This is a genomic window from Qipengyuania pelagi (genome assembly GCF_009827295.1).
Lineage (GTDB): Bacteria > Pseudomonadota > Alphaproteobacteria > Sphingomonadales > Sphingomonadaceae > Qipengyuania > Qipengyuania pelagi.
Genome location: NZ_WTYD01000001.1, coordinates 1577870 through 1599467, shown reverse-complemented (window position 1 = coordinate 1599467; position 21598 = coordinate 1577870). Strand labels below are relative to the sequence as shown.

Annotated in this window: 22 protein-coding genes; 8 read left to right on the top strand and 14 right to left on the bottom strand. The window is 65.4% G+C overall.

Features of this window, described 5'->3' with window-relative positions; translation table 11 throughout:
* Positions 1 to 90: 90 nt before the first annotated feature.
* From rapZ to GRI47_RS07915, 4 genes are read right to left on the bottom strand one after another with little or no spacing between them, the layout of a single operon-like run.
* Entirely contained in the window at positions 91 to 996 is a 906-nt protein-coding gene (gene rapZ, locus GRI47_RS07930) for an RNase adapter RapZ (RefSeq protein ID WP_160660734.1), read from the bottom strand.
* Positions 997 to 1048: 52 nt separating this feature from the next.
* Complete coding sequence (locus tag GRI47_RS07925; RefSeq protein ID WP_337190663.1) at positions 1049 to 1474, bottom strand: HPr kinase/phosphorylase; 426 nt, start codon at positions 1472 to 1474, stop codon at positions 1049 to 1051.
* Positions 1471 to 3057, bottom strand: a complete 1587-nt coding sequence (locus tag GRI47_RS07920; RefSeq protein ID WP_160660733.1) for a stimulus-sensing domain-containing protein — start codon at positions 3055 to 3057, stop codon at positions 1471 to 1473. Before GRI47_RS07920 ends, GRI47_RS07925 begins: the two co-directional genes overlap by 4 nt.
* Before the next feature lie 7 nt (positions 3058 to 3064).
* A complete protein-coding gene (locus tag GRI47_RS07915) occupies positions 3065 to 3796 on the bottom strand; it encodes a response regulator transcription factor (RefSeq protein ID WP_337190684.1) in 732 nt (243 codons plus the stop codon).
* 255 nt (positions 3797 to 4051) lie between these two features.
* On the opposite strand from GRI47_RS07915, the gene GRI47_RS07910 reads away from it, so the two are divergent.
* The 3 genes from GRI47_RS07910 to GRI47_RS07900 all read left to right on the top strand — a co-directional run bounded on the left by GRI47_RS07910 (position 4052) and on the right by GRI47_RS07900 (position 6527).
* The gene (locus tag GRI47_RS07910; RefSeq protein ID WP_160660732.1) at positions 4052 to 5653 is read left to right on the top strand and encodes a phosphoenolpyruvate carboxykinase; all 1602 of its coding nucleotides are present in this window, start codon (positions 4052 to 4054) and stop codon (positions 5651 to 5653) included.
* A gap of 333 nt (positions 5654 to 5986) precedes the next feature.
* Positions 5987 to 6199, top strand: a complete 213-nt coding sequence (locus tag GRI47_RS07905; RefSeq protein WP_160660731.1) for a cold-shock protein — start codon at positions 5987 to 5989, stop codon at positions 6197 to 6199.
* A gap of 88 nt (positions 6200 to 6287) precedes the next feature.
* The gene (locus GRI47_RS07900; RefSeq protein ID WP_160660730.1) at positions 6288 to 6527 is read left to right on the top strand and encodes a hypothetical protein; all 240 of its coding nucleotides are present in this window, start codon (positions 6288 to 6290) and stop codon (positions 6525 to 6527) included.
* A gap of 9 nt (positions 6528 to 6536) precedes the next feature.
* Here the strand turns inward: GRI47_RS07900 and GRI47_RS07895 are convergent, their stop codons facing one another.
* Together GRI47_RS07895 and GRI47_RS07890 are read right to left on the bottom strand one after the other, a co-directional pair.
* Positions 6537 to 8390, bottom strand: a complete 1854-nt coding sequence (locus GRI47_RS07895; protein WP_160660729.1) for a DUF885 domain-containing protein — start codon at positions 8388 to 8390, stop codon at positions 6537 to 6539.
* 61 nt (positions 8391 to 8451) lie between these two features.
* Positions 8452 to 8865, bottom strand: coding sequence for a DUF3597 domain-containing protein (locus GRI47_RS07890; protein ID WP_160660728.1), 414 nt, complete (start codon positions 8863 to 8865; stop codon positions 8452 to 8454).
* A 125-nt stretch (positions 8866 to 8990) separates the two neighbouring features.
* On the opposite strand from GRI47_RS07890, the gene GRI47_RS07885 reads away from it, so the two are divergent.
* Positions 8991 to 9194: a hypothetical protein gene (locus GRI47_RS07885; protein WP_160660727.1), complete on the top strand. Its 204-nt coding sequence runs from the start codon at positions 8991 to 8993 to the stop codon at positions 9192 to 9194.
* A gap of 16 nt (positions 9195 to 9210) precedes the next feature.
* On the opposite strand, the gene GRI47_RS07880 is transcribed toward GRI47_RS07885, so the two are convergent.
* Together GRI47_RS07880 and GRI47_RS07875 are read right to left on the bottom strand one after the other, a co-directional pair.
* Positions 9211 to 9906, bottom strand: a complete 696-nt coding sequence (locus GRI47_RS07880) for an energy transducer TonB (RefSeq protein ID WP_237452648.1) — start codon at positions 9904 to 9906, stop codon at positions 9211 to 9213.
* A 219-nt stretch (positions 9907 to 10125) separates the two neighbouring features.
* Positions 10126 to 10782 (bottom strand): alpha/beta hydrolase, encoded by a 657-nt coding sequence (locus tag GRI47_RS07875; protein ID WP_160661371.1) that lies wholly within the window; start codon positions 10780 to 10782, stop codon positions 10126 to 10128.
* A 202-nt stretch (positions 10783 to 10984) separates the two neighbouring features.
* Between GRI47_RS07875 and GRI47_RS07870 the strand changes: the two genes are divergently transcribed.
* Genes GRI47_RS07870 through GRI47_RS07860 form a run of 3 tightly spaced genes read left to right on the top strand, consistent with a single transcriptional unit; the run spans position 10985 to position 13403 of the window.
* Positions 10985 to 11977 carry a cysteine desulfurase family protein gene (locus GRI47_RS07870; RefSeq protein WP_237452647.1) on the top strand — a complete coding sequence of 331 codons (993 nt, stop codon included), beginning with the start codon at positions 10985 to 10987 and terminating at the stop codon, positions 11975 to 11977.
* Positions 11974 to 13065: a cysteine desulfurase family protein gene (locus GRI47_RS07865; RefSeq protein ID WP_160660725.1), complete on the top strand. Its 1092-nt coding sequence runs from the start codon at positions 11974 to 11976 to the stop codon at positions 13063 to 13065. The genes GRI47_RS07870 and GRI47_RS07865 overlap by 4 nt, the downstream gene beginning before the upstream one ends.
* Positions 13062 to 13403, top strand: coding sequence for a 2Fe-2S iron-sulfur cluster-binding protein (locus GRI47_RS07860; protein ID WP_160660724.1), 342 nt, complete (start codon positions 13062 to 13064; stop codon positions 13401 to 13403). Before GRI47_RS07865 ends, GRI47_RS07860 begins: the two co-directional genes overlap by 4 nt.
* On the opposite strand, the gene GRI47_RS07855 is transcribed toward GRI47_RS07860, so the two are convergent.
* Positions 13404 to 15071 carry a mechanosensitive ion channel family protein gene (locus tag GRI47_RS07855; RefSeq protein ID WP_237452646.1) on the bottom strand — a complete coding sequence of 556 codons (1668 nt, stop codon included), beginning with the start codon at positions 15069 to 15071 and terminating at the stop codon, positions 13404 to 13406.
* A 227-nt stretch (positions 15072 to 15298) separates the two neighbouring features.
* Positions 15299 to 15856, bottom strand: coding sequence for a type 1 glutamine amidotransferase domain-containing protein (locus GRI47_RS07850; protein WP_160660722.1), 558 nt, complete (start codon positions 15854 to 15856; stop codon positions 15299 to 15301).
* Between the two features lie 100 nt (positions 15857 to 15956).
* Here GRI47_RS07850 and parC point away from each other — a divergent pair, with 100 nt between their 5' ends.
* Positions 15957 to 18257: a DNA topoisomerase IV subunit A gene (gene parC / locus GRI47_RS07845; RefSeq protein WP_160660721.1), complete on the top strand. Its 2301-nt coding sequence runs from the start codon at positions 15957 to 15959 to the stop codon at positions 18255 to 18257.
* A 103-nt stretch (positions 18258 to 18360) separates the two neighbouring features.
* Here the strand turns inward: parC and GRI47_RS07840 are convergent, their stop codons facing one another.
* From GRI47_RS07840 to GRI47_RS07825, 4 genes are all read right to left on the bottom strand, one after another.
* Entirely contained in the window at positions 18361 to 18897 is a 537-nt protein-coding gene (locus GRI47_RS07840; RefSeq protein ID WP_160660720.1) for a hypothetical protein, read from the bottom strand.
* Between the two features lie 244 nt (positions 18898 to 19141).
* A complete protein-coding gene (locus GRI47_RS07835; RefSeq protein ID WP_160660719.1) occupies positions 19142 to 20317 on the bottom strand; it encodes a CCA tRNA nucleotidyltransferase in 1176 nt (391 codons plus the stop codon).
* Complete coding sequence (locus GRI47_RS07830; protein WP_160660718.1) at positions 20314 to 20991, bottom strand: NUDIX hydrolase; 678 nt, start codon at positions 20989 to 20991, stop codon at positions 20314 to 20316. The genes GRI47_RS07835 and GRI47_RS07830 overlap by 4 nt, the downstream gene beginning before the upstream one ends.
* Positions 20988 to 21545, bottom strand: a complete 558-nt coding sequence (locus GRI47_RS07825) for a DUF1285 domain-containing protein (protein WP_160660717.1) — start codon at positions 21543 to 21545, stop codon at positions 20988 to 20990. The genes GRI47_RS07830 and GRI47_RS07825 overlap by 4 nt, the downstream gene beginning before the upstream one ends.
* Positions 21546 to 21598 lie beyond the last annotated feature (53 nt).

The window sequence follows — 21598 nt, the reverse complement described above, 5'->3', positions numbered from 1 at the left end:
CGTGTCTGGTTCAAGCTTCGCTGCGAAACTGCGCCCATGATGATGACTGGATGCTGAGTCAACCGAAAGGGGCGGTCAGGGATTGGGCCTTCAGGGAACTGGGCCTTCGACCGTGTCGGCGGCGCGCGCGGCAAGGTCGCGGTGGATGAGCGTCGGCTCGTATCCTTCGTCCTTCAGCCTCGCGGCCAGTGTCTCGGCCGAGAAGACCGAGCGATGGCGCCCGCCGGTGCAGCCGAACGCCACTGTCAGATAGGCCCGCCCCTGCGCCGCGTAGAGCGGGATCAGCGAGACGACGAGATCGGCGATCTTTGCGAAGGCGGGCGCGAAGGTGGGATCGGCCTCGATATGGGCGGCGACCGCCCGATCGCGCCCGGTCTGTTCGCGCAAGTCCTCGACCCAGTGCGGATTGTCGAGGAACCGCATATCGAAGACGAGATCGGCGATCGGCGGCATTCCTCGTGCGAAGCCGAAACTCGTCACCGTGATCGTGAGCGACCCCGTCTGCCCCTGGGCGAACCGTTCCCGCATCGCCTGCTGGAGATGGTTGCGCCCATAGCCCGAGGTGTCGATCACCATCTGCGCCCATTTGCGCAAAGGGGCGAGCAGTTCGCGTTCCGCCCTGATCCCCTCGCGCACCGGACGGCCCTGCGCCAGCGGATGGCGGCGCCGTGTCTCGTTATAGCGCCGCTCGATCTCCGGGCTGGTGCAATCGAGGAACAGCGTGCCGACCGACAGGTCGGGGCGGGCGGACAGGTCTTCGAACTGGGCGCGGATCTCCACGGGCACGAAGCCGCGCGTGCGCGCATCGACGCCGATGGCGAGGGGGGCGGCGCTTCCCTCGTTCCGGGAGAGGAGATCGGGCACCATGCGAATCGGGAAATTGTCGATCGCTTCCCAGCCGAGATCCTCCAGCGTTTCCAGCGCAGTGCTTTTCCCCGCGCCCGACATGCCGGTAACGAGGAGAATCTGCTGTGGGCTGGAGGATTCGTCGCTCATGGTCCGGGTATCGAAGCCGCGGGGAAAAAAGGGAAGCGCTTTGATGTGAACGTCACACTCCGTGCAGGCGCAGAGCGTGTTCGGCACGCAAGGCCTGAGCCGGATCGCCAGTGTGAAATGCGATGCGGGGCAGGGCGACGTTCTCAAGGCAGCGCCGCTCCACCCCGGGCAATCGCGGGGCAGCGGGATCGAGTGTGAGGATGAGGGAAAGGCGCGCCGGTTCGACCGGCATTGGCACGATCCCGGCACCGCGTATCTCGATGAGGCCGCGAATGGCTGGGGCCGGATGCGCCCAGATTGCCCCGTCGCGCCGCTCCAGTTCCACGCCATCATCCCCGACGAGCGTCGCCCCGCGATCGATCAGCAAAAGCGCCAGAGTCGACTTCCCGCTGCCGGGCGGCCCTTCGATCATCAGCCCGCGCCCCTCCAGCGATACGCAGGTGACGTTGGGACAGGGCTTGCGGATGATGGCGCTCACCCGTCGCGCAGGGCGGGCAGGTTGAGCACGAGGCAGGCGCCGTCCCGCCCGTCCGGGCGACCTTCCGCCAGCAGCGTGCCGTCATGCGCTTCGGCGATGGCGCGCGCGATGGCGAGGCCGAGCCCGGAATGGTTGCCGAAATCCTCCGCCTGGGGACGGTGCGAATGGAAGCGCTGGAACACCTGTTCGCGACGTTCCACCGGGATGCCGGGCCCTTCGTCGCACACGGTCATGGTGATCCAGTTTTCGGCCCGGACCAGATCGATCGTGATCGCCCCGTCAGACGGCGAAAACGACACCGCATTGTCGAGCAGGTTCGAGATCACGCGCTCGAGCCGCGAGGGTTCGCCGCGGACCAGGAAGCGGCCTGTCTCGCTGTCGAACAGGACCGGACGCCCCTCGTTTTCGGAGCGGTTCTCGCGCGAACCGATGATATTGGTGACGAGGCTGGCAAGATCGACCGTCTCGAATGTCGCGCGGGACAGTTCGGCATCGATCCGGCTCGCCTCGCTGATTTCCGTGACGAGCCGATCGATGCGGCGCACGTCGTGGGTGGCGATATCGAGCAGCTGGGCACGCAGGGCCGGATCCTCGACCCGGTTGAGCGATTCGGTCGCGCTCCTCAAGCTGGCGAGCGGGTTCTTGATCTCATGCGCGACATCGGCGGCGAAGCTTTCGACCGCGTCGATACGCATCCGCAGCGCATGGGTCATGTCGGAAATCGCGCGCGCCAGCATCCCGATTTCGTCGCGCCGGTCGGGAAGGCGGGGCACCTCGACCTGCCGGTCGCGTCCCTGGCGCACGCGGACGGCGGCCTGGACCAGTTCGCGCAAAGGCCGCACGATCGTCTGGGCGAGGAAGAAAGACAGCAGGGTCGATACGATCAGCGCCAGCAGGGTCACCAGCGCCACGGTCGATCGCGCTTCGCGCACGCGCTGGGTGATGTCGATCGGATTGCGGGTGATCAGCAGCGATTCCCCGTCGAGGCCCACCGGTGCGGCGGCGTTGATGACGTGGGTCCCGTCCGCCGCATCGCGCAACACGATCTGGGTAAGGCTCTCGGTCCGCGCGCGGTCGAGTTCCGGCCAGGCGGCGGCGTTGTCCACCTGGGGTTCGCGGTAATCGGGCAGCGGCGGCGCGCCCACCACCCGGTCGAACCAGCGATCGAGCGTGAGGGCGAAATCGCGATTGTCCTCCGCCACTCCGTCGATCGAGAAGGTGGGCGCGGACAGGGCGAAACTGTCGCCTTCCAATTCCCCCTCGGCGTCATAGAGCCGGATGCGCAGGCGCTGTTCCTTGCCGATCTGGATCAGCAGCGCCTCCTGGCGTGCATCGGTCGCGCCCGCCAGCGCCTCGGCAGTGATCTGCGCCTCGACCAGAGCGAGCTTGAAGCGTTCGTCCAGCAGCTGCTTGCGATAGAAATCGAGATAGATGACCCCGCCGCCCAGCAGCACCAGCGGCATCACATTGACGAACAGGATGCGGCTGGTGAGCGAGAGGCGCCGCGACCAGCGCGGTTTGTCCGCCGCCGGGTCGCGCCCCGGCTCGTCTCTCAGGACATTGCTGCGCGCCGGATCGGCCATGGGTCGGTCAGCTTTCGGCGAAGCTGTAGCCTGCGCCGTAGAGGGTATCGATCGCGGAGAATTGCGGATCGATGCTGCGGAACTTGCGGCGCATCCGCTTGATATGGCTGTCCACCGTGCGATCGTCGACGAAGACGTCATCGGGGTAGGCGGCATCCATCAGCTGGTTGCGGCTCTTGATGACGCCGGGGCGCACGGCGAGCGCCTCCAGCAGCAGGAATTCGGTCACCGTCAGGGACACGGCGCGCCCGTCCCACGTCACCTTATGTCGCGCAGGGTCCATCACGAGCCGCCCGCGTTCGAGGACCTCGCTGGGGCGGGGCGCTTCGGCGTTGGCACCCGGCTCCGAAGGCAGATCGATATCGCTGCGGCGCAGGATGGCGCGCACGCGGGCGAGCAGGAGGCGCAGGCTGAAGGGTTTGGAGATGTAATCGTCCGCGCCCATCGCGAAACCGGCTTCCTCGTCCTGCTCGTCATCCTTGCTGGTGAGGAAGATCACGGGGAGGGCGGAATGTTCGCGCAGGCGCCTGAGCAATTCCATCCCGTCCATACCCGGCATCTTGATGTCGAACACGGCCAGATGCGGCGGGTTTTCGAGCAGCGCCTTCAAGGCCGCCTCGCCTTCGGAATAGACGCGCGTCGCGAACCCTTCCGCCTGCAGGGCGATCGACACCGAGGTGAGGATGTTGCGATCGTCATCCACCAGCGCGATCACCGCCTGCGACGGAGACGGATGGATGAGGGCGGGAGCGGTTTCCGAAGGCGCGTCGTTGGTCACCTTACGTGCGTAATCGCTTTACCGGGACAAGACAATGTGTGCCATCGCGGGAGCGGAACCACGCATGGCGCGCCGCCCGTCGCGCCGAAATTGACGTAGCGGGCGAGCGATTGTAAGGGCAGGGCGAACTGGCCGTGCATTCGTATGCGTTGAAGCAGCGATGCGGCGGGCCACCCAGACATCGCAACGCCCTGCAACGCTCTGCCGGAGACATCAGTGACCGCTTCGCTTTCCCACACGCTTGCCGATCAGGGCATCGCCACCGATGCCGCGATCCACGCCAATCTCGATTCGGGCCAGCTGACCGCTGCCGCGCTCGAAAACGGCGAAGGGCGCCGGGCCAAGCACGGACCGCTGGTGGTCGAAACCGGCAAGCACACCGGCCGCAGCGCCAAGGACAAGTTCATCGTCCGCGATGGCGAGACGGAAGACACGGTGTGGTGGGACAATAACGCTTCGATGAAGCCGGAGCATTTCGCCGCGCTTAAGGAGGATTTCTTCGCCGCGCTGAAGGAAAAGAACGCGCTCTACGTCGCCGACCTGTTCGGCGGGTCGCAGCCGGAATACCGCGTCAACGTACGCGTCATCAACGAACTCGCCTGGCACAACCAATTCATCCGCACCCTGCTGGTGCGCCCGACGGCGGACGAGCTTGAGGGCTTCGTGCCTGAATACACCATCATCGACCTGCCGAGCTTCAAGGCCGATCCCGAGCGCCATGGTTGCCGCAGCGAGACGGTGATCGCGGTCAATCTCAGCGAGAAGCTGATCCTGATCGGCGGCACGCGCTATGCCGGCGAGATGAAGAAGAGCGTATTCGGCGTGCTCAATTACCTTCTCCCGCCCAAGGGCGTGATGCCGATGCACTGTTCGGCCAATATCGGCCCGGACGGCAAGAGCGCGGTGTTCTTCGGCCTGTCGGGCACGGGCAAGACCACGCTCAGCGCCGATGCCAGCCGCACGCTGATCGGCGATGACGAGCATGGCTGGTCGGATACGGCGGTCTTCAATTTCGAAGGCGGCTGCTATGCCAAGATGATCCGCTTGAACGCCGAGGCCGAGCCCGAGATCTTCGCGACCACGCAGATGGAGGGCACCGTCCTCGAAAACGTGGTGATGGACGAGAACGGCGAGATCGATCTCGACGACAACACTCTCGCCGAGAACACGCGCGGTGCTTATCCGCTCGAATCGATCCCGAACACGTCGGACGAGAACATGGGTCCGCCGCCGTCGAACGTGATCATGCTGACCGCCGATGCCTTCGGCGTGCTGCCTCCGATCGCGCGCCTCACGCCCGATCAGGCGATGTATCACTTCCTGTCGGGCTACACCGCCAAGGTCGCGGGCACCGAAATCGGCGTGACCGAGCCCGAAGCGACCTTCAGCACCTGCTTCGGCGCGCCCTTCATGCCCCGCCATCCCAGCGTCTACGGCAACCTCCTGAAAGAACGGATCGCCAAGGGCGACGTCACCTGCTGGCTGGTCAACACCGGCTGGACGGGCGGGAAATACGGGGTCGGCAACCGGATGCCGATCAAGGCGACCCGCGCCCTGCTCAACGCCGCGCTCGACGGGTCCTTGAACGAGGCGGAGTTCCGCAAGGACCCCAATTTCGGCTTCGAGGTTCCGGTCGCGGTGGAAGGCGTCGACAGCGGCATTCTCGATCCGCGGTCGACCTGGGCCGATCAGGACGAATATGACCGCACCGCGCAGAAGCTGGTGCAGCTCTTCGTCGATAATTTCATGCCCTTCGCGCCGCATGTCGACCAGGGCGTGCGCGACGCGGCCCCGGTTTCCGCACGAGTCGCGGCCTGAACCGATCCGCCCGGCGAACCGGGTGCACGAATTGGAGAGGAGAGTTCCCGGCCGCGAGCAATCGCGGACCGGGAACCTTTAATTTCGGGCCTGCGGTTCTGCGCGGGCTTTTATTTCGGTGCAAATGCAGGGATCGTTAGGGGTATGGCCGAAACCCTGCTACGGCCATCGGGCTGACGTCGAAATTTGCGACGGACTTCGGCTTTTGATCTTCGCCTTGCCCTTGTGGCCCTGGTGCACGTTAGACGGCGACTTCCTTTCTTCGGACGACCTTACGCACGACCACGCCGCATGTCGCGGCGGGGCAATCCTCGTTCTTGAAAGGAACATCCCATGTCGAAGACCGGCACCGTAAAATTCTTCAACGCCGACAAGGGCTATGGCTTCATCCAGCCCGATGACGGCTCGGACGACAGCTTCGTCCACATCTCCGCCGTGCAGGCGGCGGGTATGCACACGCTCGATAAGGAACAGCGCCTTAATTACGAGGTCGAGACCGGCCGTAATGGCAAGGCGAGCGCGGTGAATCTGTCCGCTGCGGACTGATCCCCAAGACGAATGCCCCGCCGATCCCTTGCGGTCGGCGGGGCGTTTTCCCGCTTCCCGCGCGCGATACTCACGAAGGACCGATCCGATGAGCCAGACATTCGAATTCTACGACAGCCGCGCCCGTGAAGCCGCGATCGAGGCGCAAGAGGCGGTTCTCGACAATGTCCGCGAACGCAGCCTACGCGCGGAGAAGACCTGGCGCGGCCTTGCCGAACAGGCGCGCAAGGTGAAGATCGACCGCGAGCGGGCCCTGGGCGAGCGCGAAGCCAAGCGGCTTGCCGAAGAAGCAGCCACGCAATCCGGCGCGGCGCCGGAAGCGGCCTGACCCTCCGATCTAGCCGCGCGCCCGCGCGATGTAGCGGTCCACATTCTTCGCCATGACGTCGAGCGGCGCATTGCCGCCGAGAACGACTGCGTCGTTGAACGCCTTGAAATCGTAGGCCGAACCCAGCGCAGCTTCGGCGCGCCCGCGCTGCCGCACGATCTCGCTATGGCCGAGCTTGTAGCCCGTGGCCTGAGCGGGCCAGCTGCAATAACGGTCCACCTCGCTCACCACCTCGTCATATTTCGAGCCGTTTTCCTCGACGAAGAAGCGGCGTGCCTGTTCGCGGCTCCAGCGTTTGTGGTGGAGGCCGGTATCCACCACCATGCGGCAGGCCCGAAACGCCAGTGACTGGAGATAGCCGAGCCTGCCGACCTTGAAATCGTCATAGGCGCCAAGCTCGTCCGCCAGCTGCTCCCCATAAAGCGCCCAGCCTTCGGAAAAGGCGTTGAAGGCCAGGATCGAGCGGATCAGCGGCAGGCGATTGGAATATTCGCCCTCCCAGACATGGCCGGGAATGGTCTCGTGATAGGTGAGATCGGCAAGGTCGTATTTGCGGTGGAGATCGGTGGTCCGAAGGTTGATCCACATCCGTCCGGGGATCGTCCCGTCCTTGCTGCCCGCGCCGCCATAGGCGCCCGGCGCGCCGGGTTCTTCGGCCAGCGGCAGACGCCGGACCTCGAGATTGGGATCGACCAAAGTGTTGAAGGCGCGCGGCATCTGCGCGGTGATCCACGCGATCCGGTCCTTGATGAAGGCCATGATCTCGGCCCGGCCGGGATCGCCTTGCGCGAATTTATAGCGCGCGTCCTGGCTGAGCGCCTGCATCCGCTCGCCCACCGTCCCGCTGGTGAAGCCGATTTCCTTCAGGATCGGGTCCATCCGGGCGTGAAGCGCTGCGAGTTCTTCGCGCCCCTGTTCGTGCACCTCGTCGGGCGAGAGCGTGGTCGTGGTGCTGGCGCGGAGGGCCCAGGCATACCATTCCTCGCCGCGCGGCTGGCTCCACATGCCGGGATCGGAATCCGCCTCGGCCATTTCGAGGCGGAGTTCGGCAAGTTGCGCTTCCAGTGCGGCGGCGATCGGGCCGGTTTCCAGCGTGCGGGCACGATTCGCATGGCTTTCGGGCATTCCCGCCTCGACCAGCTTGGCGCGCAACGGATCGGCGAAGATTTCGCCCGCTTTTGCGGATTTGATCGTTTCGGAAAGCTGAGCGGTCGCTTTCTCGATCAGGAAGTCTGGCGGCACCATCCCCATGGCGCGGGCCGCGCGCATCCGTTCGAGTTCGCCCGCGAACACGGCGGGCATCGCTTCCATCCGTTCGATATAGGCATCGGCGTCGCTGCCATCCTTCAGGGGATGCGAGGACTCCATGAAGCGCGGCAGGTCGAGATAGCTGCCGACATTCTGGATCACGACATAGGGTGCGTTGCGCCAGCTTCCGACCGCGACGTCGCCATAGGGCAGGGCGAACCCGTCGAGCGCGGTCGAATAGGCGCTTTCGACGACATCGAGATTGGTGATCGTATCGGCGTCGAGGCCATCGCGCGGGAAGGCGCGCACCCGGTCGAGATCGCGGCGCAGGGTCGCGGCGTAGAGATCCTGTCCGGTCTGGGACTGGTCCTCCAGCCGCGCGCGCAATTCGGCATAGCGGCCGGTATCGACGCCCAGCGAAGTCGCACGCTCCGGCTCGTGTTCGAGGAGATTGTAGCCGACCACTTCCAGCAGACGCTCGGCCCCGATGGCCTGTGCCTGTGCCACGGCTTCGGGCCGGGCGGTGGCGGCGCATCCGCCCAGAGTGAGCGCAGTCGTCGCGCCGAGGCCTGCGAGGGCCTGACGACGGGTGATTTCAAAGCTTTGGGATGTCATGGGCGCGGGTGTGCGCGCCGCGCCCTGACCTGTCAATTAATCGAAAAAAGCGTTCGCGATCTCAGTCGAGATATTCGGGCGGCACCTTCCCGCCATGCGCCGCCAGTTCGCGCATGGTGCGCTTGTGCAGCCAGACATTGTCTTCCGCCGAGCCTTCGTAATCCGCGCGGCCAAGCTCGGTCGCGAGCGCCTTGCGGCTGGCAAAGTCGGAATCGACGTTGATGAGCTTGAGCAGGTCGACGATCGAGGTGCGCCAATTGAGGCGGTCCGCGCCCGGCATGGAATCGAGGTGGTTTTCGACGTCCACCGTGTCGATCGACTGCCGTTCCACGACCGGCGCATCGGCCCAGGCGTTTCCGGTCTGGGGTGCGGGCTTGCCTGCGGGAGCCGTGCCCGGCTGTGCGGCAGGCGGCGCCTTCTTCGCAGGTTCGTCCTTGCCGAAGATCGCATCCTTGATCGAACTGAAGATACCCATATCGCAAGCCTTTCGGTAACGCGCGCATGATCGCCGCGCGTTCGAGGAAAGAACGGGTGTCGGCGAGACGCGTTCCGCAGCTTTGCGCTTCCTTTCGCCGTCCCGTCGCGGCTAGGATGCGGGGCATGACCGATGCCGTCCTCTCAATCGTCGTCCTGGCTGCCATCGCGTTGATCGTGGGCGCGGTGTTTGCCTATCGGAGCGGCTATCGGCGGCAGGCGGGGTTGATGGTAATCCTAGCGCTGGTCATGGGAGTGAACGTGGCGATCTGGACCGTGCCGAACGAAGCGGGCCAAGCCCCGCTCGACCGGATCGAGCGGGGCGGGTAGCGGTGGCGGCCGGGCGTCAGTCTGGCAGGATCCAGCGCACCGCGCTTTCGTAGCTTCCCGCGATCGGCTCTCCCGATCCGGTGCGCGCGGGCTGGAACCGGGCGCGGCGCTCCAGCAACTGGCAGGTTGCCTGATCGAGCGCGGCATGGCCGGTCGACCCGGTGATGGTGCAGTTGGTCACGCGTCCCGTGGTCGCGATTTCGAGCCGGAAGCGCGCCGTGCCGGTCATCTCGCGATTGATCCATGACGTGCGGTAATCGTCTGTGGTGATCCATGCTGTGGGATCGTTGCGCGGCTTCGCGCCGACCGAGGGGCCCATGGGAGGCTGGGTCGGCGTGAGGCGCGGTGTCGGGACGGGATCGAGACCGAGCGTCGGGCCGGGCCGCGGCACCGGGGGCGCGGGCGGCAGGATGATCTCGGTCGAATCGAAGCGCGGCGCGGGCACCGGCAGGTCGAGCGGCGGTTTGGGGATGACCATCGGCGGGGTCACCTGGCTGACTTCGGGCATATCCCTCGTCGGCTCGGGCGTCGGTTCCGGTGGAGGCGGCGGCGCATCCTTGATGTCATAGGTCGGGATGAATTCGTCGGGGGGCGCAAGCGTCCCCGAAACGGTCAGTCCGGTGACGATCGCCACGCCGACCGCAGCATGAATGGCGACGACCCCAGCCATGCTGACGGGCGAAGGGCGGCGGGTCTGGTCGAGATAGGCCATAAGCAAAATCCTCTTCCTTTCGCAGCCCGCTTGTTTTGCGACACGGTGAGGCGGGCTTGCGATGAGAGGATGTTACAACATTACTAACATGGCAAGCGGTTTCGCGTTGCTGTTTGCAACCGACAGGCGGTGTTTGGGTGGCCGATACGAAAAACCCTCCCGCCCAACTGGGGGGCGGGAGGGTTCGTAATCAGACCGATGCTCCCCTTTCGGGCGGCGTCACTTGATCGGACAGCTCGGGTCCAGACGGAAATCGAGATAATTGTCGACCGAGGCCATCAGCTCGGTCTGCTCGTTTTCGAAAAAGTGATTGGCGCGCGGGATTTCTTCGTGATGCACGGTGATGTGCTTCTGCGTACGCAGTTTTTCGACCAGCTTCGTTACCGCCTGCGGCTGCACCACCGTATCCTGCGCCCCGTGGATGAAGATACCACTGGCGGGGCAGGGGGCGAGGAAGGTGAAATCATACATGCTCGCCGGGGCGCCGACGCTGATCCAGCCGCGGATTTCCGGGCGGCGCATCAGCAATTGCATCCCGATCAGCGCGCCGAAGCTGACGCCCGCGACCCAAGTGGTCTGCGCTTCGGGATGGATCTGCTGCACCCAGTCGAGCGCGCTGGCGGCATCGGACAATTCGCCGATCCCGTTGTCGAAACTGCCTTGGCTGCGCCCGACGCCGCGAAAGTTGAACCGCAGCGTGGCGAAGCCGCGATCCACGAAGGTCTTGTAGAGCTTCTGCGTGATCTGTTCGTTCATCGTGCCGCCGCCTTGCGGGTGCGGATGCAGGATCATGGCGACCGGCGCGCGCGGGCGCGGGGCGGGGGAGAAACGGCCTTCGAGGCGGCCTTCGGGGCCGGGAAAGATCACGGTCGGCATCGGGTGGGGTACCTGTGCGAAAAGGGTTGCGGCGAGCCGTAGGGGCAGGCGCCCGGTGGCAAGCTGGAAGTCGCGCGCTATATAGGGTTGCCGCGCAAAATCGCAATTATTTCGAGCAGACGCCATCAGCATCCCCCAATCCGACCGGGTTTACCTCGACCACGCCGCTACCAGCCCGCTGCGCCCGCAGGCGCGCGCCGCGATGGAGGAGGGGTTCAAGCTCTGGGCCAATCCATCCAGTCCCCATGGCGAAGGGCGTAAGGCCCGCGCCGCGCTGGAAGACGCGCGCGCGCGGATCAAGACGTCGCTGGGCTGGACGGGCGAGCTGATCTTCACCAGCGGCGCGAGCGAGGCGGCGGCGCTGGCCCTGTCCCGTGCGAAGGGTGGCAGGAGGTTCGTCAGCGCGGTTGAACACGATTGCGTCTTGCAGGCTGCGCCCGATGCGGACCTGCTGCCGGTGCTTGCCGATGGTCAACTCGATCTCGCGGTACTCGTCGAGACGATCGGGACCGATCATCCGGTCGTCGCGGTGCAGCAGGTCAATTCCGAAACCGGCAACCGGCAGGCGATGGAGCCGGTCCATGAGCGGGTTTCCGATGTCGGCGGATTGCTGATCGCGGATTGTGCGCAAGGAGCCGGAAAGCTCGCCATCCCCGATTGCGACATGGCGATGATCGCAGCGCATAAATTCGGCGGACCGATCGGGATCGGCGCCTTGCTGGTGCGCGACTTCGCCATGCTGGAGCCCTCAGGCGGGCACGAGCGCGGCTATCGGCGCGGAACCGAGAACCTGCCCGGTGCGCTCGGCATGGCGGCGGCGCTGGAGGCCTGCTCCGAGTCCTATCTCGACGAAGATGTGCTCCGCGCTTTCGACGCCTTCGAGAGCGAATGCCGCTTGGCTGGCGGCACGCCGCTGTCCGATCGCCTGTCCGATCCCACGCCCTATATCCGCGCCATCGCCATGCCGAACCTGTCCGCCACCGCACAGGTGATGCGGTTCGACATGGCGGGGATTGCGGTTTCGCAAGGCTCCGCCTGTTCCAGCGGGACGATGAAGACCAGCCGCGTGCTCGACGCGATGGGAGTCGAACCGGAAATCGCCGCGAGCACGATCCGGGTCAGCCTCGGCTGGAACACCACGCGCGCCGAGGTGGAACGCTTTGCCGAGCTGTGGTTAGAGATGGCACGCGCATGATCTATCTCGACTATCAGGCCACCACCCCGCTCGCGCCCGAGGCGCGGGACGAGATGCTGCGCTGGCTCGACGGGCCGGGCGGCTCCGGCTTCGGCAATCCGCACAGCCCCCACCGCATGGGCCGCCAGGCCAAGGCCGCGATCGAGGTCGCGCGCGAGCGGGTCGCGGCGCTGTTCCCCGCCGGTGGCCGCGTGATCTTCACCAGCGGCGCGACCGAGGCGATCAATCTCGCCATCAGGGGCAGCGGCGCGGGCGGCACCGTCTCCGTCTCCGCGATCGAACACGCCGCCGTGCTCGACACGGCGCGCGCGGTCGGGAACTGCCACGAATTGAACGTCGCGAAGAACGGCCAGTGCAACACCAAGCAGGACCTGCCCGCCGATACACGGCTGGTCTGCGTGATGCAGGTCAATAACGAGATCGGCACGATCCAGCCCACGGTCGAATGGCACCGCAAGGCCAAATCCGCGAACGCGCTCTATCTGTGCGATGCGGTGCAGGCCTATGGTCGCATGGAAGTGACCGGCGCGGACATGGTCGCGATCAGCGCGCACAAGTTTCACGGCCCCAAGGGCGTCGGCGCCCTATGGCTGCGCGAGGGGCTCGACATCGCCGAGGTCCAGACCGGGGGCGGTCAGGAATACGGCATCCGCTCGGGCACGCTCAGCCCGGCGCTGATCGCGGGCATGGGCGTCGCCGCGAAGGAAGCGAAGGAGCGGATGGAACAGGACGCGGACCATGTCGACAAGCTCTGGACCCGCGCGCGCGAGCTTTTTGCCGATTGGGAGTTGAACGGCAGCGCGGAGGCGCGCTGGCATGGGAATATGAATATCCGCCCGGCGGGCAAGAATGCGGGCGGGCTCGACGTGAACCGGCTGATGAGCGAGTGTCGCGACGTCATGTTCAGCGCCGGAAGCGCCTGCGCCAGCGGATCGGGCCGTACCAGCCATGTGCTGGAAGCGATCGGCCTGTCGCAGAAAAAGGCCAAGGCCTCGATCCGCTTGGGCTGGGGCCGCTACACCACGCTGGACGAGATCGAGACGGCGGCGGCGAAGATCAACGCAGCGGCGAAGGAGCAGGGCATATGAGCGAGACGGTCAGGCTGATCTTCCGCCGCGCGAACGACACGGAGGTGGAGGTCGAGGGGGCGATCGGCGACACCATGCTGCGCGCAGCCCAGGCCGCCGGACTGCCGCTGGAGGGAACGTGCGAAGGCCAGATGGCGTGCTCGACCTGCCATGTCGTGGTCGATCCCGAATGGTTCGATCGGTTGGAGGCCGCGAGCGAGGAAGAGGAGGACATGCTCGACCTCGCCGCTGGCGTACGCCGCACCAGCCGCCTGTCCTGCCAGATCGTGCTCGATCGGACGATGGAGGGACTGACCGCGAGCATCCCCGAAGAAAGCCACGACGCGCGGCGATTCTGATCAGGCGCCTTCGTCCTTCCGGGCGAGATCCATGCGGACTTCGCGTTCGCGGGGGAGGTATGCAGGCACAGGCTCGTTTGCCGCTGCCGCATCGAGCCCGGCTGCGACCCCCAGCATCCGTTCGCGCAAGCGGCAATGCATCTTCCATCCGCATTTCGGATCGCTCGACCGGGCCATGAACCGCACGACCATCGCCCGCGCCGTTTGCCCGACGACCTCGCAGGAGGCATCTTCGGGATCGACCACATCCTCGTCCTGTTCGACGAATTCGCGGAACGGTCCGCGCAGCTTCTCGACATCGGCGCGATTGTCGAGTTCAAGCTCGACATGCATCATCAGGCTGGCGTCGCGCTTGGTCCAGTTCTCGAAGCTCTTGTTCGTGAAGTCGCTCAGCGGGGCGATCACCCGCCTTTCGTCCCAGGTGCGCAGGCGCAGATGGGTGAAGCCGATCTTCTCGACGAAGCACCATTGGCCTTCATACTGCACCGCATCGCCGATGCGCGCGGTCTGGGCAAAGGCGATCTGTACGCTCGACATGATATCACCCAGCAGCTTGCGCCCGGCGAAAGCGAGGACCAAGCCGAAGACCCCGGCGGACGCCAGGATCGAAAAGCCAAGCGTGCTGGAGATATTGCTCGCGACTAGGAGAAATCCGATCGCCGCGAGCATCGAGAGCGCGGTCACGATCCGCCGTATCGCGCTCAGTTTGGTGTAGTAATCGCGGTCCTCGCCATTGTCGGGATCTTCCAGCGCATCAGTGCGCCGGTCGGTCGCGAGTTCGAACATGGCCTCGATGATAGAGAGCACGATGCCGAGAAAGGCAGCGATGATCAGGATCAGTTGCAGCGGATCGAGCAGGTCCTTGACTGGTCCCGATAGGCGGAAAAACGTTTCGCGCACCAGCGCGAAGCTCGCGGCGAAGGCGAGCAGAACCGCTGGGAGATGCATGGCGCGAAGGACGCCATGCACCACGACGTCGTCCCGAAAACGGCCACGGAAACGACGTATCGCGAGATGGGTCAGGAGCGCGGCAAGGGCGGCTGCCAGCAGAATCAGGGGAAGGGCGATCACTTCCCACCAGGCAAGCGTCCAGAACGCCTGTTCACGAAGAGCAGAGGGCAGCGATTTTTCGAACCGGGTCGGGCCGTACACGGCATAAAGCGCAGGGACGTTCGCGACCGTCTGACGGCTGAACAACCAGACGGGCTCGCCACCGGGTGCCTGCTCACGGGCAAGCCGGATTGGGATAGACCGCCCATCCAACTCGATTTGCGCCAGTGTCACCGAGCGCCGGGCGGTCCCTGCCATCGGATCCTTGCTGCTGGTCTCCGTATCGACCGCATCGGGCCGGTCGGGCAGGATTGCCCAGTCGATCACAACCGAGCGATGGAGAAGGTCGTAAAGCGCGGAGGTGACATCGCGCCGCGACATCGCGCGAGCGGACGTGTCGATATTGGCGAAATCGAGCGCTGCGGAAGCCCGCTCGAACTCCCCCGCCTCGCCCGCCGCCATGAAGCTTTCGACGAGACCCATCGGCGTGTCGAGATCGAGCGGAGCGCCCACACCCCCGCCATTCTCCAGCCGCTCGACCTCGTAGACAAAGGGCGCGGAATCCTGCGCGATATCGCGCTGCGCCTGGGCTGAAGCCGGGACTGCCAGCACAAGCATAGCAAGAGCCCAAACGATAACGGACAGGTATTTACTTAAAACCGACATCTTACTCCCTCTGCGAGGCAATGAATGGCGGCAGCGAAGTTTCCGAGACAAGTCGCATCGACCACGCGGCTCGATTTGGTAGGACCGTAGACACAGGTCGCAGGAGCGCGGATTTGGCGAACAAAAAACCCCGCCGCATCGCTGCGGCGGGGTTCTCGAAAAATATCTGGTCGGAATAATCAGGCGGTTTCGAGCGCCTTTTCGTCCACCGTTTCGCCGACCGCTTCGATCAGCGCCTTGCTGAAGGCGGGGATGTCGTTCGGATTGCGGCTGGTTATGAGATTGCCGTCGATCGCGACTTCCTGATCGACCACGTTCGCACCCGCATTCTTGAGATCGGTGCGGATCGATGTGTAGCAGGTCGCGGTCTTGCCCTGGACGATGTCCGCTTCGATCAGCAGCCACGGGGCGTGGCAGATCGCGGCGATGGGCTTGCCGGACATGGCGAAATCCTTGACGAGAGCGACGGCGCGGTCTTCCACGCGCAGAAGGTCGGGATTGATCTGGCCGCCGGGCAGCAGGAGCGCATCATAGCCTTCGCAGCTGCTGACTTCGTCCAGCGTCTTGTCGACCTTGACGCTGTCGCCCCAGTCGTCGGTATCCCAACCCTTGATCTCGCCGCTTTCGAGGCTGACGACGGTGGTTTCGATGCCCGCCTTTTCGAGATTGGCCTTGGGCTTCATCAGCTCCGACTGTTCGAAACCATTGGTGGCGAGGATGAGGACGCGTTTTGCCATGAGAGTATCTCCATTGAGTTCGTGTTACCGGACTTACGCATGGGGAAAGCATGGCGTTCCGCGCTTCTAGCCGAGCCGGGGCGGTGATAGGGTGAACGGCATGGCTGCCGACAATACCACTGTGATGGACGAACCCGATCCCTTCGACGCGATCGTCGATGCACCTTTCGACAGCGCGCTGAGCGAGCGATATCTGGTCTATGCGCTGAGCACGATCACCGCGCGCTCGCTGCCCGATCTGCGTGACGGGCTGAAGCCGGTCCACCGCCGCCTGCTATGGGCGATGCGGCAGCTGAAACTGAACCCGACCGATGCGTTCAAGAAATCCGCCCGCGTGGTCGGCGACGTGATCGGCAAGTATCACCCCCACGGCGATGCGAGCGTCTACGATGCGATGGTCCGCCTCGCGCAGGATTTCGCGCTGCGCTATCCGCTGGTCGAGGGGCAGGGGAATTTCGGCAATATCGATGGCGATAACGCCGCCGCCTATCGCTATACCGAAGCGCGCCTGACCAAGACCGCACTGCGCTTGATGGAGGGGCTGGACGAGGGCACGGTCGATTTCATCCCGACCTATAACGGGGAAGAGCGCGAGCCGGAGATCTTTCCCGGCCTGTTCCCCAACCTCCTCGCCAACGGGGCCAGCGGGATCGCGGTGGGGATGGCGACCAACATTCCCAGCCACAATGTCACCGAGATCGTCGACGCGACGCTTGAACTCATCGACAATCCGCATATTGAGCACGCGCGGCTGATGGAGCTGTTCCACGGGCCTGATTTCGCCACCGGCGCGCTGGTGGTGGACAGCGCGGAGACCATCTCCGCCGCCTATGAGACCGGGCGTGGCAGTTTCCGTATGCGCGCACGCTTCCACTCGTCCGAAGCGACCGCGCCCGCCGACCGCGAGGCGGGGATAGAGCGGCTGGGCGGCGGCCAATGGCAGCTCGTTGTCGATCAGATTCCGTATCAGGTGCAGAAGGGCAAGCTGATCGAACAGATCGCCGCCGCCATCGCCGATCGCAAGCTGCCGATCCTGGAGGATGTGCGCGACGAGAGCGACGAGAACATCCGCATCGTCTTCGTCCCCCGCAGCCGCAATGTCGATCCCGAGCTGTTGAAGGAGAGCCTCTACAAGCTCACCGATCTCGAAACGCGCTTCGGCCTCAATCTGAACGTGCTCGACGCCACGCGCACGCCGATGGTGATGGGGCTGAAGGAATTGCTGTCGAACTGGGTCGCCAGCCAGATCGACATCCTCCAGCGCAGGAGCCGCCACCGGCTCGACCAGATCGCGAAACGGCTGGAGCTGGTCGAAGGCTATATCGTCGCCTTCCTCAATCTCGACCGCGTGATCGAGATCATCCGTTACGAGGACGATCCCAAGGCGGTGATGATGGAGGAGTTCTCTCTCACCGAACGGCAGGTCGAGGCGATCCTCAACATGCGGCTGCGCAGTCTGCGCAAGCTGGAAGAGATGGAGCTGCGGCAGGAGAAGGACGATCTCCTGAAGGAGCAGGACGAGCTGGAAAAGCTGCTCGGCTCGCCCGCTCGCCAGCGCACGCGGCTGAAGCGCGATCTTGCCAAGCTGCGCGCGGAATACGGGCCGGACACGGCGCTGGGCGCGCGGCGCACGCTGATCGCGGAGGCTGCCCCTGCAGTCGAATTCAGCATGGAGGCCATGATCGAGAAGGAGCCGGTGACGGTAATCCTCTCGCAGAAAGGCTGGGTGCGCGGCGCCAAGGGGCATCTGCCGCTCGATCAGGAGTTCAAATACAAGGAAGGCGATGCGCAGGGTTTCGTCCTGCACGCGCAGACCACGGACAAGCTGCTACTGGTCACCGATACGGGCCGCTTCTTCACGCTCGGGGCGGACAAACTGCCCGGCGCGCGCGGTTTCGGGGAGCCGGTCAGGAACACGCTCGACATCGATGCGGGGGCGCAGATCGTGGCTGCGATCGTCCACCGGCCGAAACAGCGCCTGCTGCTCGCCGCCGACACCGGCAAGGGCTTCGCCGCGAATACGGACGATCTCTTGGCCGAGACACGCAAGGGCCGGCAGGTCGTGAATCTGAAGGGCGAGGCGAAATTACAGGTCGTGCGCCCGATCGCGCCCGAGGACGATCACGTCGCGGTGGTGGGCGACAATCGCAAGCTGGTCGTCTTCAATCTCGAGGAGCTGCCCGAACTGGCGCGTGGGCAGGGCGTCCAGCTGCAACGCTATCGCGATGGCGGGATGGCCGATGCGATCACCTTCAAGCTCGAAGACGGCCTCAGCTGGACCATGGGCGGCAAGGAAGGCCGCACCCGGACCGAGACCGAGATGTGGCAATGGAAGGTCGCGCGCGGCGGCGCGGGCCGGATGCCGCCACAGGGTTTCCCGCGCGACAACCGGTTCGGATAGGGCCTTATTCCTCCCTCTGCGGGGGAGGATTAAAAAGGCCGGAAGCGCCCCCCCAGCGCTCCCGGCCTCCTTTGCGTTCAAACGCGATCCCGAAAGGGTCGGATTATTCGGCGGCGCCCGTGCCGCCATCCGCCCCGGCGGCACCGGCCAGCGCGGCATCGACCTGCGCCATGGTCAGGCGCGCGACGAGCTGGCCTTCGACCGCGGCGAAGTAATTGCGCGGCACGGTGAATTCGCCCGCATCTTCGGCGCGCACCACGAGAACGTTGTCGCCCTCGATCGTCCCGACCGTGCCCAGCGTCTGACTGTCGGCGGTCATGATCGTGGCGCCTTCGACCAGCGCGGCGTCGCGCGCGGCATTGGCGGCGGCCATCTGCTGTTCGATCATGGTGTCGAGCTGGACCTTGGTCACCGTGATGGTGGGGCCGGTTTCACCCACGCCGTACATCTCGACGGCGAGCGGCACCTGATGGGTGCCCGTGTCGAGCACGGTCTGGCCGTTTTCGACCTGAAGGATCGTGCCGACCTGATTGCCTTCGGGTCCGTAGACGGTCGCCCCGGCGACAACCTGATCGTTGGCGAGCGCCGGCGTGGCGATCGTCATGGCTGCGAGGGCGAGAGCGGATGCGAGGGTTTTCATGAAGGAAACTCCGATTGGTGTGTTTTATACGATCCCCCCACACGCGAAACGCGCCCGAAACGGGATCTGGAATTTGAAAGGCGGCACGAGGCGCGCGAACGCTTCGACAGAAAGCCACCGCGAGGCTGCCGCGACGGGCAACCCGACCATGTAAACGGATGCTGCGCTGCAATGCAACCGTGGGGCCGTTATAGGATTTCCCGATTAAGCTCGCCTGAAGCAGTCATCAGGAGCGGAGTGCGGCTTATTGTCTGGCGAGTTCCTCGGCCAGCAGCGCCTCGATCCGCGCCTCGCCGGGAAAGTCCTCGGCGATCCAGCGGGCTTCCACCGCGCGCATGATCCGCGCGACCGCAGGGCCCGCCGCCACGCCGCGCGCGACGATCGTCCCACCCTTCAGGGGAAAATCGGGTGCTTCCCAACCGTCGAGCGGTGCGATCGACGCACCCGCGAGCAGCAGCCGGTCGCGCGCGCAGGCCAATCCTTCGTGATAGGCGAGGGCGCGGGGCAGTTCCGCATCCTGTTTGGTGCGCGCCGCCGCGCAGGCGAGGCGGGCGCGCTGCTGCTTCGACAGGCGGAGGCGTGCGGCCACCGTCTCGGCAAGGCTGGGCACCGGCGGAAGCAGCGCGGCGAGGCGTCGGATCGCGTCCGGCGCGACCGCATATTCGCGCTCCTGCGCCACCAAGCGGTCCAGCGCCGCGATCTCGCCCGCGCGCGCCTCGGGCAGGATCACGCGCAGCACGCCTGCCTGTTCCATCAGGCGCACGGTCGGCACCGGGTCGGGCAGAGCGAGGATGCCAAGCAATTCCATCGCCACCCGTTCGCGGCTGATTCCCTTCAACGTCTCCGCCAGCTCGGTGCAGGCGGCAAGCGCCGTGTCCTCGACCTCGCGACCGAACCGCGCCTGGAAGCGGAAATAGCGCAGGATGCGCAGGTGATCCTCGCGGATACGGGTCCGCGCATCGCCGATGAAGCGGACGCGGCGCGCCGCCAGATCGTCGAGCCCGCCGAAGAAATCGGTGATCTCCAGCGTCTTAGGATGAGCGTAGAGCGCATTGATCGTGAAATCGCGCCGTGCCGCATCCTCGCGCCAATTGTCCGCGAAGGCGACCGTCGCGCGGCGGCCATCGGTGCTGACGTCGCGGCGCAGCGTGGTGATTTCGACCGGCCCCTCGTCAAGGATGGCGGTCACCGTGCCGTGGTCGATGCCCGTCGGGACGGTGCGGATGCCTGCCGCACGGCACAGATCGATCACCTTTTCGGGCCGGTGCAGCGTCGCGCAATCGACATCGGCCACCGGGATATCGAGCAGGGTGTCGCGCACCGCCCCGCCGACCCAGCGCATGAAATCGGGTCCGAGCGTTTCGGCAAGCAGGGCCAGATCAGCGCGCCGGGTCCAGTCGGCTTCGGGCAGAACGGTCATCGCGTCGCCTCCATCCATTGAAGGCGGCGCGAGAGATTGTAGCAGATCGCCGCCGTCACGCCCCAGATGCGATAGCCCTGATAATCGAGTTCGAGATAGGGCCGCATCGCGCCTTTCCAGAACACCTCGTTGCGAGTCCAATTATCCGCATCCATCACCAGCGACAGCGGCGCTTCGAACCAGCTTTCGACCTCGCGCGGATCGGCGCGCAGGGGCAGGTCGGGCGCGATCACGCCGAGCACGGGGGTTATGTCGAAGCCGGTCCCGGTCTTGTAGTGATCGGTGGTGCCGATCAACCGGACGGACTCAGGGTCGAGCGCCAATTCCTCTTGCGCCTCGCGCAAGGCGGCACTGACCGCATCCTCGCCCGGTTCCAGCTTGCCGCCGGGAAAGGCGACCTGGCCGGGGTGATCGCGCATGGTCGTCGGGCGCTGGGTCAGGATGACGCCCGGCCCGTCGTAGCTCGGCCTATCGCTTCGCTGCATGAGGCCGTTTTGTTCTGGCCTATCGCTTCGCTGCATGAGGCCGGTGGGCCGATCCGTCACCGCGATGAGCACGGCGGCATCCGCCGTCCGCGCCGCATCGGCGAAGCGCGCATCGCTCATCAAATCGGGCACATCGCGCGCGTGACCCGCCTCGAACAGGCGAAGGAGGCGGTCGAAGAGATCGCTCATCCCTGCGCGGCGGGAAGCAGCGAATAGGTTTCGCCGCCGCTCGCGACAGTCCAGTCATCGCCCCGCGCCAGCGCGATCTCGGCGAGCTGTTCGTAGGTCGAACGGTTGAGCCGCGCCTCGCAGCCGCGCCGGACATGGACATAGAGCGCGGGCGCATCGGGATCGCCCGCCGCGCGCAGCGGATGATCCGGCCCGGCCACGACCAGATCGTCGGTGTTGAGCCGGAAGGCGATCCCGTCCTCGACCAGGCGGCAATCGGTGGCAATGAAACAGGCGTCCTCGACTTCGATACGCAGCTTCTGGAACGGCGTGACCAGCCAGTATGCCCCGTCTCCGTCCCGTGTCAGCAGCCCCGAAAAGGCGCGCACCATCGCGCCGCGCCTGATCGGGCTGCCATCGTGATACCAGATCCCGTCCGCGGCGATGCGCATCCCGCTCTCGCCTTCTTCCTGCGGCGTCCAGCGTTCGACCGGGGGCAGTTTGCGGGCTTCGACCTGTTCGGCGATCTGCGCGAGGCTGAGACCGGCGAGTTCGGGTGGCGGAGTGTAGACCATGGACGCGGCGTTGGCAGATGCGGGCGGGCGAGACAATCCTGCACGGACGGATC